The organism is Pseudomonas sp. S10E 269, from assembly GCF_002798465.1.
Taxonomy (GTDB): Bacteria; Pseudomonadota; Gammaproteobacteria; order Pseudomonadales; family Pseudomonadaceae; genus Aquipseudomonas; species Aquipseudomonas pergaminensis.
This window is the reverse complement of record NZ_PHIJ01000001.1, coordinates 147501-161016: the sequence shown is the minus strand read 5'-3', so window position 1 is coordinate 161016 and position 13516 is coordinate 147501. Positions and strand designations below refer to the sequence as shown.

At 60.5% G+C, this 13516-nt stretch carries 14 protein-coding genes; 5 read left to right on the top strand and 9 right to left on the bottom strand.

What is annotated here, in order from left to right; genetic code table 11:
* Window positions 1-4 precede the first annotated feature (4 nt).
* Entirely contained in the window at window positions 5-370 is a 366-nt protein-coding gene (locus CWC48_RS00770) for an antibiotic biosynthesis monooxygenase (RefSeq protein WP_078047716.1), read from the top strand.
* On the opposite strand, the gene CWC48_RS00765 is transcribed toward CWC48_RS00770, so the two are convergent.
* From CWC48_RS00765 to msuE, 4 genes are all read right to left on the bottom strand, one after another.
* Window positions 359-1462 (bottom strand): sigma-54-dependent Fis family transcriptional regulator, encoded by a 1104-nt coding sequence (locus CWC48_RS00765; protein WP_100491147.1) that lies wholly within the window; start codon window positions 1460-1462, stop codon window positions 359-361. The two genes, CWC48_RS00770 and CWC48_RS00765, sit on opposite strands and share 12 nt — an antisense overlap.
* 11 nt (window positions 1463-1473) lie before the next feature.
* Window positions 1474-2661 carry an acyl-CoA dehydrogenase family protein gene (locus CWC48_RS00760; protein WP_100491146.1) on the bottom strand — a complete coding sequence of 396 codons (1188 nt, stop codon included), beginning with the start codon at window positions 2659-2661 and terminating at the stop codon, window positions 1474-1476.
* Between the two features lie 194 nt (window positions 2662-2855).
* Window positions 2856-3998: an FMNH2-dependent alkanesulfonate monooxygenase gene (gene ssuD / locus CWC48_RS00755; protein ID WP_010211585.1), complete on the bottom strand. Its 1143-nt coding sequence runs from the start codon at window positions 3996-3998 to the stop codon at window positions 2856-2858.
* Between the two features lie 9 nt (window positions 3999-4007).
* Window positions 4008-4571, bottom strand: a complete 564-nt coding sequence (gene msuE, locus CWC48_RS00750) for an FMN reductase (protein WP_078050890.1) — start codon at window positions 4569-4571, stop codon at window positions 4008-4010.
* Between the two features lie 400 nt (window positions 4572-4971).
* Here msuE and CWC48_RS00745 point away from each other — a divergent pair, with 400 nt between their 5' ends.
* The 3 genes from CWC48_RS00745 to CWC48_RS00735 all read left to right on the top strand — a co-directional run bounded on the left by CWC48_RS00745 (window position 4972) and on the right by CWC48_RS00735 (window position 8493).
* Window positions 4972-5241 carry a hypothetical protein gene (locus tag CWC48_RS00745; protein WP_078047719.1) on the top strand — a complete coding sequence of 90 codons (270 nt, stop codon included), beginning with the start codon at window positions 4972-4974 and terminating at the stop codon, window positions 5239-5241.
* A gap of 233 nt (window positions 5242-5474) precedes the next feature.
* Window positions 5475-6635, top strand: a complete 1161-nt coding sequence (locus tag CWC48_RS00740; protein ID WP_100491145.1) for a cysteine desulfurase family protein — start codon at window positions 5475-5477, stop codon at window positions 6633-6635.
* Between the two features lie 49 nt (window positions 6636-6684).
* Window positions 6685-8493, top strand: a complete 1809-nt coding sequence (locus CWC48_RS00735; protein WP_099493833.1) for an aminopeptidase P family protein — start codon at window positions 6685-6687, stop codon at window positions 8491-8493.
* On the opposite strand, the gene CWC48_RS00730 is transcribed toward CWC48_RS00735, so the two are convergent.
* Window positions 8486-9394 carry a LysR family transcriptional regulator gene (locus CWC48_RS00730; protein WP_099493832.1) on the bottom strand — a complete coding sequence of 303 codons (909 nt, stop codon included), beginning with the start codon at window positions 9392-9394 and terminating at the stop codon, window positions 8486-8488. The genes CWC48_RS00735 and CWC48_RS00730 overlap by 8 nt on opposite strands.
* A gap of 115 nt (window positions 9395-9509) precedes the next feature.
* On the opposite strand from CWC48_RS00730, the gene CWC48_RS00725 reads away from it, so the two are divergent.
* Complete coding sequence (locus CWC48_RS00725; protein ID WP_100491144.1) at window positions 9510-10496, top strand: zinc-dependent alcohol dehydrogenase family protein; 987 nt, start codon at window positions 9510-9512, stop codon at window positions 10494-10496.
* On the opposite strand, the gene CWC48_RS00720 is transcribed toward CWC48_RS00725, so the two are convergent.
* The 4 genes from CWC48_RS00720 to rhtA all read right to left on the bottom strand — a co-directional run bounded on the left by CWC48_RS00720 (window position 10493) and on the right by rhtA (window position 13297).
* Window positions 10493-11083: a 2-hydroxychromene-2-carboxylate isomerase gene (locus CWC48_RS00720; protein ID WP_100491143.1), complete on the bottom strand. Its 591-nt coding sequence runs from the start codon at window positions 11081-11083 to the stop codon at window positions 10493-10495. The genes CWC48_RS00725 and CWC48_RS00720 overlap by 4 nt on opposite strands.
* A 36-nt stretch (window positions 11084-11119) precedes the next feature.
* Window positions 11120-11851 (bottom strand): SDR family oxidoreductase, encoded by a 732-nt coding sequence (locus CWC48_RS00715; RefSeq protein ID WP_099493829.1) that lies wholly within the window; start codon window positions 11849-11851, stop codon window positions 11120-11122.
* 112 nt (window positions 11852-11963) lie between these two features.
* Window positions 11964-12245, bottom strand: coding sequence for a hypothetical protein (locus CWC48_RS00710; RefSeq protein ID WP_016980214.1), 282 nt, complete (start codon window positions 12243-12245; stop codon window positions 11964-11966).
* 164 nt (window positions 12246-12409) lie between these two features.
* On the bottom strand, window positions 12410-13297 hold the full coding sequence (gene rhtA / locus CWC48_RS00705; protein ID WP_100491142.1) for a threonine/homoserine exporter RhtA: 888 nt from the start codon (window positions 13295-13297) through the stop codon (window positions 12410-12412).
* Between the last annotated feature and the right edge of the window lie 219 nt (window positions 13298-13516).

Here is a 13516-nt window from a genome sequence, read left to right as displayed (position 1 = left end):
GTTCATGCAGGTATCAGAGAAAAGTCGCAGCTTCACTCAATTGATCGAGTTTCAGATCGAGCCCCGGCAGCAACGGGCCCTGGTGGCGGCGTTGACCACTCAAAGCGAACGCCTGGCCCAAGGCCATGGCGGCTTTATCAATGCGAGTGTGCAAGTCAGCGATGACGGCCGGCGGGTGCTCAATTACCTGCAATGGCGCTCGCGCGAGGATGGCGAGGCGGCCTTCAAATGCTTCGAGCACGGTGAGGAGGATTTCTGGACGCTGATTCGCGCCCACCAGGCCACGGCCGTGACCTTCGGCTCATTCCAGGTGCTGCGAAGTTTCGAGCGCAGCCATGACAACGCGTTGCACTGCCGACTAAATGGATAGGTGCAACATGCGCTCGCCCTGCACGTTTTCGCCTGGACGGCGCTTGTTCACCGCCAGCTCGCCGATCTTGATCAGGCGCGTGCGCGTGACGTTGCGGCTCAAGCCCAGCAGATTGGCGGTGTGCACCTGGTTGTAGTGGCTGAACCGGTAGGCGGCGCGGAGCAGGGCGTCCTCGACCTTTTCATGCAGGGCCCCGGCCTGTTCCTCGAACAGCTTTTGGAAGGCCCGCGCCAGCAACGCTTCGGCGCTGTTGTCAGTGCCGTGCTGGCTGTCGTCCTGACGTTCGATGCGCATGTTCGACAGGCGCAAATCTTCGCGTTCGATCACGCCGTCGCGGCAGATCAACAGGGTGTGGTGGATCACGTTTTCCAGCTCCCGGATGTTGCCCGGCCAACTGTAGCTCTTGAGTTTTTGCTCGGCCTCGCGGCTGATGGTGATCGGCCCGTAACCCAGGCGCTGGCTGTAGGCTTCGATGAAATGCCGGGTCAGCGGCAGAATATCGCCTGGCCGGTCACGCAAGGGGCTGAGCTCCAGGCTGACCACGTCGAGACGGTAGTAGAGGTCCTCGCGGAAATGCCCGGCGTTGATGGCTTTTTCCAGTTGCACGTTGGTGGCGGCAAGCACCCGCACATCAATCGGAATGCTCTTGCGCGACCCCAGGCGTACAACTTCGCGTTCCTGTAGGACGCGCAGCAGCTTGACTTGGATCGCCATCGGCAAATCGCCGATCTCATCCAGGAACAACGTGCCGCCGTCGGCCTCTTCGAACCAGCCGGCCTTGGCACTGAGGGCGCCGGTGAAGGCGCCTTTTTCGTGGCCGAACAGCTCGGCTTCCACCAGGGATTCGGAAAACGCCCCGCAGTTTACCGCCACGAATGGCCGGTTGCGCCGCGCGCTGAGGTTGTGGATATGCCGTGCCACCAGCTCTTTACCGGTCCCGGTCTCGCCGATGATCAGCACGCTGGCTTCGCTGGGCGCTACTTGCTGGATGTGGTCGAGCAGCGCCTGGGATTTGGGGTCTTCAAAGACCTGGGCCGTGGCGCGGATCGACGTCGCGAGGGCGGGCGAGGGCGGTAGGGTCAAAAGCTGCATGGGCACCTCTCTTAGGAATAGAACGTTGGAATCGGCAGGGATTGGTTCAACGCCCAATCCCCGAGTTCGTGGAGCTTGTAGTCCACCGGGTCGTGCAGGGTTTGCGTGCGTAGGTTGCGCCAATGACGGTCCAGGCGCAGCGATGCGTGGGTCGAGCGCGCGCCGGTGACTTCGAACAAGCGGCTGCACAGGTCGAGGCCTTGGCGGGTGGCGGCGACCTTGGCGGTGGCGATGGCGATAGCGAGTTGGCCGCGCTCGTTTTCGCTGAGGTTCGGGCCCTTTGCCCAGGCTTGGTCGAGCAACTCGGTGGCGCGTTCCATCAGCAGGCGCACACCTTCAAGGGCGACCCAGAATTCACCGTAGTGGTGCAGTACGTAAGGGTCCTGGCGCACATCTTCGGCACTGGATTTATGCCACGAACGGGTTTCGGTGAGCGTGTAGTTGCGCGCTTCTTCGAAGGCGCCTTCGGCAATACCGAGGAACATATGCGTGAAGGTCAACTGGGCGATCAACGGGCGCAGGCAGGCAAAGGGCGTGCTGAGCGGGCCAGGGTCAAGCAGCAGTTCGGATTCTTCGACGCGCACCCGTTCGAAGCTCGCGCTGCCGCTGTCGGTCTGGCGCTGGCCGATGTTGTTCCAATCGTTGTGCAACGTGATGCCGCTGCGGCCGCTGGGGATGGCGGCGATCAGCAGTTTGCCGCCGGCGGTTTCATCCACCGCCGAGGCGATCAGCATTTCCGAGTCGCTGGCGCCGGAGCAGAAGCTCTTTTTGCCGGAAAACTCGCGCCAGCCGCCGAAATCCTTGACCACCGTGCGCGTGTCCAGCGGGTTGAGGGCGTTGCCCCAGAACCAGTTTTTGCGTGCGGTCTGTTCGAACCAGGGCTGCCATTGGTCCGGGCGTGAAAACAGGCGCACGGTGGCGAGCATCAGGTGGTGAAAACCGAAGACATGGGCGATCGAGCTGTCGACCTTGGCGAATTCGCGCACGATGCCGAGGGTGTCACTCCAGCGCGCGCCGAGGCCGCCGTACTGGGTGGGAATACTCATGGCCAGCAGGCCGCTTTGACGCAGGGCGTCGCGTTCGGCTTTGGGCGTGCCGCCGCGCTCGTCACGCTCGACGGCGGTGAGGGCGAATTCGGCGGCCAGCAGTTTGGCGGTCTGCAAGGGGGAGGGCAGGACGCTGTGGGGTTTGGCTGTCACGGGGTTTCCTCTATTTGCCTTGTAGGCGCTGGCTTGCTGTGGTGAGCAAGCTTGCTGAAGTGAGCTGGCTTGCTGTGGTGAGCAGGCTTGCCCTGCGCTGGGCTGCGAAGCAGCCCCCTTGCATCGGCGGCGAACCCGGCGGGGGACAAGCCCCACTCACCACAACAAGCCGGCTCCTACAGCAGAGCAGCGGTTCAGGCCTTTGTCGTCGGCAATACATCGTTGGCAATCATTTCGCCGAACGGGCCAGTGAGGTTGGTGACGCCGCGCCCGGCAAGGCTGGCATAGGGTTCCGGCAGCAACGGGAACACCAGCTCGGCAAAACGATAGGCTTCTTCCAGGTGCGGGTAGCCGGAGAAGATGAAGCTCTCGATCCCCAGGTCGGCGTACTCCTTGATGCGCTCGGCGACCTGCTGCGGGTTGCCGACCAACGCGGTGCCGGCACCGCCGCGTACCAGGCCGACGCCGGCCCACAGGTTGGGGGCGATTTCCAGGTTGTCGCGGCGCCCATCATGCAGGGCGGCCATGCGGCGCTGGCCTTCGGAATCGAAGCGCGAGAAGGATTTTTGCGCGGCGGCGATGGTTTCGTCGCTGATGTGCTCGATCAGCTTGTCGGCGGCTTTCCAGGCGTCCTCTTCGGTCTCGCGCACGATCACATGCAGGCGGATGCCGAATTTCACGGTGCGCCCGTGGCGTGCGGCGCGCTCACGCACATCCGCGAGTTTTTCCGCGACGGCGGCCGGCGGTTCGCCCCAGGTCAGGTACACATCGACCTGTTCGGCGGCGAGGTCGTGGGCGGCATCGGAAGAACCGCCGAAATACAGCGGCGGATAGGGCTTCTGTACTGGCGGATAAAGCGCCTTGGCGTTCTGTACGCGCAGGTGTTTGCCTTCAAAATCCACTGATTCGCCCTGCAATACGCGGCGCCAGATCTGAAGGAATTCGTCGGAGACTTCGTAGCGTTCGCTATGGTCAAGGAAACTGCCGTCGCCGCGGTTTTCGTCGGGGTCGCCGCCGGTCACCACGTTGATCAGCAGGCGGCCGTTGGACAGGCGGTCCAGGGTCGCCGCCATGCGCGCCGAGACAGTGGGCGAGATGATGCCCGGACGAATGGCCACCAAGTAGCGCAGGCGTTCGGTCAACGGCACCAGCGCCGAGGCGATGACCCAAGAGTCTTCGCACGAGCGCCCGGTAGGAATCAGCACGCCGTGGTAACCCAGGCTGTCAGCCGCCTGTGCGACTTGCTTCAGGTAATTGAGAGTGACCGGCCTTGCACCTTGTGTGGTGCCCAGGTAATGACCGTCGCCGTGAGTGGGCAAAAACCAGAAAACATCCATGACAAATCCTTACGCGATTTTCAGCAGAGAGGGGGAGTGCGCAGTGAACAACGGTGCTGCACGTTCTGCCGCCAGTTGAATACGGGCTTTTAATAGTTCGCTGGTTATTTGGTAGTCGGTGAAGTCCGCCTCGGTGGCGTACACGCCGATGGGCAGGGTCAGCGCCTGGAAGAAGCTGAACAGCGGACGCAACTGATGATCGAGGACCAGCGCGTGACGTTCACTGCCGCCGGTTGCAGCCAGGAGCACGGGTGTGTTGATCAACGCGTTGAGGCCGATCAGGTCGAACAAATGCTTGAGCAAACCAGGGTAGGAGCCGCGATAGACCGGCGCCGCGACGATCAGCAGGTCGGCCTGTTCGATGGCTAACAGTTGCGCCTCGACGTCGGCGGGCACTTCATTGCGCGACAACGCGCCGCCGAGAGGCCGAGCGATGTCGCCCAGCTCGATCAGGGTGGTCTCGATCGGCAGCAACGTAGCGAGTTCAGCCAGTACAGCCTGGGTCAGTACGAGGGTGCGGGACGGACGCCAGGTTCCGCCAGAGAGGGCAACGACATTCAGGGGACGGGTCATGAACAGTTCCTTTTTCAACAGTGGTTCATAGCAGGTGGGTGCAACCTGTTGAGCAAGAGCTGTACCAACGGGTGCAGGCCTTGAAAGACGCGGGTTGCAGGCTCACTGCTGAAAAGTGCGGGTGTTGGCTGCCTGGTGATTTGTTGAATGACTGTTGCTAGCGCAACAGTTGCGTGGGCAACAGTGCTGTCGCGGTGCAGCACCATTTATAGAGGGTTACTTTTATTCCGTAAATGAACGTATTTCCATATTTATAGATCATAAGGAAATATGAAGGGGTCGCTATCGAAGCTGCTCAAGCGGTTGATAGCAACTATCACGGCAGGTGATTTTTCCCTGCGCGAGGGCGGGAGTAGCCTGTGTTCATTGACTCGAAACCTCCTTTTGCAGGGCCACCGCCATGAACCGATTCCTCGCTGTTTCCTTATTGATTGTCAGTGCTGTCCTTGCCGGATGTGCGACCCATCCATCGCCAGAAATGCGCCCTTACACTGCCGAAGAAACCAAACAGTTGGCCCTGGAAGCGCTGAGTCGTCGTGGTTTGTCCTTTGATGAATATCAACAGCAGCGCGCTGCACTGACCGGCCAGCCACAGAAACCCTTCGGCTTTGATCGCCAGGGTGAAATGAATGCCGAACGCAGCGTGACCCTGCATGGTCGTCCCAGTTGAGCCCGCGTCCAGCGGCAAAAAGCCCGAGGTTTCCCTTTAGGAACCTCGGGCTTTTTGTTTTCCATGGGGCGACTTCAGCCTGTTAAGCTGAATTTCAGGAGCGTTCCTACGCACATTTACATAAAGTGGTCCTTCTTTAATGGCATTCGATCGGTTAAACCTGACGACCTCTGTCCCGGTCCGTGCCCCTGAGACGCTGCTCTCGGGAACCTGCTCTGCGAGTTTTTAACGTCATGAATAAACGTCCGTTGTATTTCGACTACGCCGCCACCACCCCGGTGGACGAGCGGGTCATCCAGGTGATGGTCGAGTGTCTGGGCTTCAATGCCAATTTCGGTAACCCTGCGTCCAGTTCCCATGCGTTCGGCCAAGCGGCTCGGCAAACGGTTGAACAGGCGCGTCGTCAGGTGGCCGAGTTGGTCGGTGCCAACCCGGAACAAATCGTCTGGACGTCCGGCGCCACGGAATCCAACAACCTTGCGATCAAGGGCGTGGCCCAGGCGCGGGGCGTGGCAGGTGGGCATATCATCACCAGCCAGATCGAACACAAGGCCACCCTGGATACCGCGCGACAACTGCAGGAAGCCGGCGTGGCCGTGACCTACCTGGTGCCGGATGCCGATGGCTTGATCAGCCCCGATGCTGTCAGTGAAGCCATGCGCGAGGACACTTTCCTGGTGTCGCTGATGCTGGTGAATAACGAATTGGGCACCCTCAACGACATCCCTGCCATCGGCGCTCGCGTGCGTGAGCACGGTGCGTTGTTGCATGTGGATGCGGCGCAGGGGGCGGGCAAGGTGGCGATCGACCTGGCGCAGTGGCCGGTGGACTTGATGTCGTTTTCGGCCCACAAGCTGTATGGCCCCAAAGGTATTGGTGCTTTGTATGTCGGCCCGCGGGCGCAGCAGAAAGTGTTGGCGCAGATTCACGGCGGCGGCCACGAAGGTGGCCTGCGTTCCGGTACGTTGGCAACGCATCAGATTGCCGGCATGGGCACCGCGTTTGCTTTGGCGGCGGCGTCTTTTGCCGAAGAAAAGGCGGTGATCGTGGCTCTGCGCCAACGCCTGCTGGACCAGTTGGCGTCGGTAGCCGGCGTGCGCCTCAATGGCAGCGCCACGCAACGTATTCCACACACCCTGAGTCTCACGTTCAGTGAAGGCGAATTCAATGCCGCTGGGTTGAGTGCGGGGATCGCGTTCTCTGCGACGTCCGCCTGCAATTCGGCGAGCAATGCGCCGTCCCATGTGCTGCTTGCCCTGGGCCATGATGCACGCAGTGCTGGCCGTACGATTCGCTTGAGCCTGGGCCGGTTTACCACCGAACAGGATATCGACCAGGCGGTGCAGTTGATCAAAGCATCCCTGGCCAGTGCACCGGCCTTCTGGGCGGTCTGATTCATTTATCGCAACACATAATAATTATTCGTGGTTAGCAGGAGACACAATGAGTACGCAGCCCTTGACCCATGGAACGGTTCCCCAGCGCCTGGCGCATACCCGTGAACTGATGAGCCGCGAGGGCGTTCACGCCCTGCTGGTGCCGTCGGCCGACCCGCACCTGTCCGAATACCTGCCGGGTTACTGGCAGGGGCGGCAATGGTTGTCGGGGTTTCATGGTTCGGTGGGGACGCTGATTGTCACTGCGGACTTCGCCGGTGTGTGGGCCGACAGCCGCTACTGGGAACAGGCGACCAAGGAACTCAAGGGCAGCGGCATCGAATTGGTCAAGCTGCAGCCGGGCCAACCCGGTCCGCTGGAGTGGCTGGCCGAGCAGACGCCGGAAGGTGGCGTAGTCGCTGTGGACGGTGCGGTGATGGCCGTGGCCTCGGCGCGCACCCTGGGCGCCAAGCTGGCAGAGCGCGGCGCACAACTGCGTACGGATATCGACCTGTTGGATGAAGTCTGGCAAGACCGCCCGGCGTTGCCGAACCAGCCGATCTATCAACATTTGCCACCGCAGGCCACTGTCAGCCGTGGTGAAAAACTCGCCGCGCTGCGCGCCACCTTGAAAGAGAAGGGCGCCGATTGGCATTTCATTGCAACCCTGGATGACATCGCCTGGCTGTTCAACTTGCGCGGTGGTGATGTTTCCTTCAACCCGGTGTTTGTGTCCTTTGCGCTGATCAATCAGCAGCAGGCCACGTTGTTCGTGGCACTGAGCAAAGTCGATGCTGAGCTGCGGGCGGTGTTGGAGCAGGATGGCGTGACGCTGCGCGATTACAGCGAAGTGGCTGACGCGTTGCGCGCGGTGCCTACGGGCGCCAGCTTGCAGGTCGACCCTGCTCGTGTCACCGCTGGCCTGCTGGAAAACTTGGATGCTGGTGTCAAGCTGGTCGAAGGGCTTAACCCGACCACATTAGCCAAGTCCCGCAAGAGCCTGGCCGACGCGGAACATATCCGCCAAGCCATGGAGCAGGATGGCGCGGCGCTGTGCGAATTTTTCGCCTGGCTGGACAGCGCACTGGGCCGTGAGCGCATCACCGAACTGACTATCGACGAGCACCTGACCGCCGCGCGCACCCGGCGCCCCGGTTATGTATCGCTGAGTTTCAACACCATCGCGGCCTACAACGCCAATGGCGCGATGCCGCATTACCATGCCACTGAAGAAGAGCATGCGCTGATCGAAGGTGATGGCTTGTTGCTGATTGACTCGGGTGGCCAGTACCTGGGTGGCACCACGGATATCACGCGGATGGTGCCTATCGGCACGCCGAGTGACGAGCAGAAGCGTGACTGCACCCGCGTACTCAAGGGCGTGATCGCCTTGTCCCGTGCACACTTCCCGAAAGGGATCCTGTCGCCCCTGCTGGACGCCATTGCCCGCGCGCCGATCTGGGCGGAAGGCGTGGACTACGGCCACGGCACCGGGCACGGCGTAGGTTATTTCCTCAACGTGCATGAAGGTCCGCAAGTGATTGCCTATCAGGCTGCCACGGCGCCGCAAACGGCGATGCAGCCAGGGATGATCACCTCCATTGAGCCGGGTACTTACCGTCCGGGTCGTTGGGGCGTGCGCATCGAGAACCTGGTGCTCAACCGCGAAGCGGGCAAGACCGAGTTCGGCGAGTTCCTCAAGTTTGAAACCCTGACCTTGTGCCCGATCGATACGCGCTGCCTGGAGCCCACGCTGCTGACGGCGGACGAGCGCGAGTGGTTCAACGCTTACCACGCTGAGGTGCGTGCGCGGTTGAGCCCTTTGCTCAGTGGTGCCGCGCTTGAGTGGCTGCAGGTACGCACCGCGGCTATTTGATCGGCTGCAGTTCAGGGGCTTGGGCCAGGGCGTCGGCCATATAGTCGACGAACGCCTTGACCCGGGCTGACTGGCGACGGTTGGGCGCCGACACTGCATGGATTGGCAGCGATTGCGCGGTGTAATCCTGCAACAGCGCGACCACACGGCCGGCCTTCAAATCGTCGTAGAACAACCATAGGGGCGACAGCGCAATGCCGAGCCCCGTCAACACCATTTCCCGCACCGCTTCGGAATTGTTGCTCTGGGCGTTGCCGGTGATGCGCACGCTGTGCCGTGTGTTCTCCTTTTCGTACACCCACTGGTTCTGGCTGCTGAGCAGGTTGAAGAGCAGGCAGTTGTGCTGGCTGAGCGCCTGCGGGGTTTGCGGTGCGGGATGGCGGGCCAGGTAGTCCGGGCTGGCCAGGGTGACACGGTGGGTAGTACCGATCTGTCGTGCGATCAAGCCACTGTCGCGCAATTCGCCAATTCGCAGAGTAACGTCCAGGCCTTCGCTGACCATGTCCTGCAGGTGATCGTTGAGTTGCAGGTCCACCTGCACGTCAGGGTATTGCTGCAGGAAATCGCTGAGGCGTGCAGCAATATGCAGGCGCCCGAAACTCACCGACGAACCGATTCGCAAGGGACCGGCGATCGCCTCTTTGCCGGTCTGGAAGCTGTGTTCGGCCGCGTCTACCGCGGCGAGGATTTCGCGGCAATGGCTGTAGTACCGTTGACCTTCGTCGGTCAGGGACAGTTGGCGCGTACTGCGGGCAATCAACTTGCCGCCCAGTTCGGTTTCCAGGGCGCGCAGTATTTTGCTGATGGTAGGTTGGGTGGTCTGCATTTCTCGGGCGACGGCGGAAAAACTGCCGCGTTCGATCACCCGAACGAAAATTGCCATTGCGTTGAGTTTGTCCATGAGCTGTCCAATTCATGCCGACAGGGCATGGGAACTATAGCTTTTTAGCGTCTTATCGGCATGAGTCGGCAGGCGGATCATGGGCTTCATCCTTCTATGATGCGAGATCGCCAACATGACTGATATGCACGCCTTGATAGTGGACACCATGGACGCGCCGTTTCGGCTGACGACAATGCCCAAACCAGTGGCCGGCACTGGCCAAGTGCTGGTCAGGATTCGCGCCAGTGGCCTTAACCCATTGGACGGCAAAATTCGCGCAGGCCAGGCTGCCCATGCCCGCCAACCTTTGCCCGCAGTACTCGGGGTGGACTTGGCGGGCTCCGTAGAAGCCGTCGGCCCGGGCGCCGGTGAGTGGCAGGTAGGCGATGATGTGTATGCGTTGGCAACCGGGATTGGCGGCGCACAGGGCTCGCTGGCGGAATATGCGGCAGTTGATGCTCGTTTGCTGGCGAAGAAACCCGGGACCTTGAGCATGCGTGAAGCGGCGGTGTTGCCGCTGGTGTTGATTACGGCATGGGAGGGGTTGGTGGACCGGGCCCAGGTAGGTTCTGGACACAAAGTGTTGATCCAGGGTGGTGCCGGTGGTGTAGGGCATGTCGCGGTGCAATTGGCGCTTGCCTATGGCGCTCAGGTGTATGCCACTGGCTCTGCCAGGCATCGCTCGGTTATCGAGGGGCTGGGCGCAACGTTCATCGACTATCAGCAGCAGACGGTTGAAGCCTATGTCGCGCAGTACACCGCGGGTGAAGGTTTCGACATTGTGTATGACACCGTCGGCGGGGAGACGCTGGATGCATCCTTCCGAGCGGCCAGGACCTATGACGGTCATGTAGTGAGTTGCCTGGGATGGGGGCAGCACAGCCTGGCGCCATTGTCGTTTCGTGGGGCGAGCTACTCTGGCGTGTTTACCCTGTTACCGTTGTTGACCGCAAAAGGGTGTGAACATCACGGGCAGATCCTTTCCGAGGCCGCGCGATTGATCGATGCCGGCAAGCTCAAGCCGATCATGGATGGGCGTCAATTCGATTTGCACAGCGCAAACGCCGCTTACGATCTGCTCGCAAGCGGCGCGCAAGGGCGCTTGGCGATCGAGATCTAACTCAAGGCTTCGCGCACGAAATCCAGACGGTCCTGACCAAAGAACAACTGTTTGCCTACAAACATGCTGGGTGCACCGAACACGCCGCGTTGAACGGCCTGTTCGGTGTTGTCTTTGAGGGCAGCCTTTATACGTTCGTCATTAGCCAGTGCCAGCAGCTCATCCGGGTCAAATCCGTGCTCGGTGAGCACGGCAGCTACCACGGTGGGGTCTCCCAAGTGACGGCCATCGACCCAGAGGGCGCGGAACAGGCAATCGACAACGTCCAGGAAACGTTCAGGGTGGTGCAATTGGACGCCAGTGATCGCGCGCATCAATACCAGGGTGTTGATGGGAAAATGCGGGTTGAACTGGAGCGGCACGTTATAGCGACGGGCATAACGTGCCAAGTCATCAAACATGTAGCGGCCCTTGGCAGGAACGGTGATTGGAGAGGCGTTGCCAGTGGCCTTGAACACGCCGCCCAACAGCATGGGCTTGTACACCAACTGCGTACCGGTTGCCGCGCACAACGCCGGCAGTTGGGTGTAGGCCAGGTAAGTGGCAGGGCTGCCGAGGTCAAAGAAGAATTCCAGGGTTTTACTCATGGTTGATGCTCGCTGCTTATTGTTATGGGGGCGTGCTTACCAGGTTTCATTCCAGGGGCGCAGATCCAGTTCGAAGGTCCAGGCGTCGCGTGGCTGGCTATGCAGGTACCAATAGTTATCGGCGATGTGCTCGGGGTTGAGGATGCCGTCCTGGTCCTTGAGCGCGTATTTCTGCGGGAAATTGTCGCGAATGAAGTCGGTGTCGATGGCGCCGTCGACCACGATATGGGCGACGTGGATGTTCCTGGGGCCCAATTCCCGCGCCATGCTCTGCGCGAGCGCCCGAATTCCGTGCTTGGCCCCGGCGAATGCGGCAAAGCCTGCACTGCCGCGCAAACCAGCGGTGGCGCCCGTGAACAGGATGGTGCCGCGATTACGAGTGACCATGCGCTTGGCCACTTCACGTGCATTCAGGAAACCCGAAAAACAGGCCATCTCCCAGATCTTGAAATACTTGCGCGCGGTTTCTTCGAGGATGCTGCACGGTACGTTGGCGCCGATGTTGAACACGAAGGCCTCGATGGGGCCCAGGTCGGTTTCGATGTGTTCGATCAGTGCGATGACGTCGTCTTCCTTGCGCGCATCGCAGGCGAACCCATGGGCCTCGCCGCCTGCAGCTTGAATACTGTCTACCAGCGGCTGCAATTTGTCGGCACTGCGGCGTGTCATGCAGGCCACATAGCCTTCGCGGGCAAAGCGTTTGGCAATGGCGCCGCCGGTTGCATCACCGGCGCCCACTACCAATACGATTTTCTTGTTGTGCGTCATGGGAACTCCGTTGGCTCGATAGTCGAGCAGGAGTTTAGACGCAGCGCTGCGAAGGGCTGGATTTGTATCTGGAATTTAAATAGGAGCAGTCAGGGGGTGACTGCTCGAGCAACTATTTACAGATGACGATCATGCTGCGGCTGGTGTAGCCGGCGGGGTTGAGGCCGAAGGGGTAGTCCCCGGGTTCCTCGGAATTGTCACCGGACTTTGCGATTACCCGGTAGCCCTTGGCGCCGCACGAGTTGGTTGCACTGGTGTAGCACTGGTCCCAGGAAGAAGACAGGCCGGAGCAGTTGATATGTAGCCCTTTTTTGCCACGTTTTACTTCTGTCTTGGTGGTCGCGGCACAGCCAGCAATGGCCATGACCATTAACAGTATCAAAATTCGCTTCATTCCTATCCTTAATAGCCGCCTCGCAATGCTATGGGCCGGCTCTACTCGCTCTCGGGTGTAGCGTTCGCGCTGTCCTTGTCGAAATTCTCCATGAATGACATTCGTTTACGGCTTAAACATGGCCTAAATGCGCGCTAAATACCAGAGCTACATTCAAACAGACTTCAATCGGCGGGTACCAACGGCTTTGACTCGCTGCGCATCGTCACGGTGGCCCCTACGGAGGCCAGGATGATGCAAGTGATTGCCAGCCATTGTGCGAGGGAGAGGTGCTCGTGCAGGAAAAACAGGCCGGAAAGGGCACCGAAAGCGGGTTCGATGCTCATGAGCGTGCCGAACGTACGGGCGGGCAGGCGTGTGAGCGCGACCATTTCCAGGGTGTAGGGCAGGGCGGTGGACAGGATGGCGACACCGATGGCGACCGGGATCAGTGCGGGCGTCAGCAATGCACTGCCTGCGTGGACGATGCCGATAGGTGCGACAAACAACGCCGCGATCATCACGCCGAGAGCCGCTGTTTGCACGCCGTTGTCATTACCCGCTTTCTGGCCGTAGAGAATGTAGAGCGCCCAGCAGGCACCTGCCCCCAACGCGTAGCTTGCACCCAATAGGTCGATGCCGCTGCTGGTTTCCCCCATGGGGATGAGCAAGAGCAGGCCGACGATTGCCAGGGCGATCCACAGGAAGTCGACGGCACGCCGAGAGGCGTAGATGGCGACGGCGAGCGGTCCGGTGAATTCTAGGGCGACCGCGATTCCAAGAGGCACGCTGCGCAGGGACATATAGAAGAGGAAGTTCATGCCACCGAGCGCCATCCCGTAGACGATGACGGTACGAAGGGATTTGGCCGTCAGCTTTGCGCGCCACGGGCGTAATAGAAGCAACATGATTACGCTGGCGAAAATCAAGCGTAGGGCGGTGGTGCCTTGTGCACCGACGACAGGGAACATGCTTTTGGCCAGCGAGGCGCCGGATTGAATGGACGCCATGGCGATCAACAGCAGGCCGACAGGGAATAACGTCGAGGCCAGGCCGCGGGAGGAGGTGGTCATTGGGGGTGTTCGTCCAAAGTCATATTAAGAGAAGCATGGGCGCTATGATGCTTAACTGTTCGACGTTGAGCAATATATTGCTCAGTTATCCTATTCGGTGGCTTATAAAGGGTGGTCCTGGAGGTTTTCTGGTTCTTTGATAGAAAAACCAAATTAAGGGTTGACGGCAGATTCTGGAAGTCTATAATTCGCCCCACTTCCGGCGCAGTCGAAACGGAA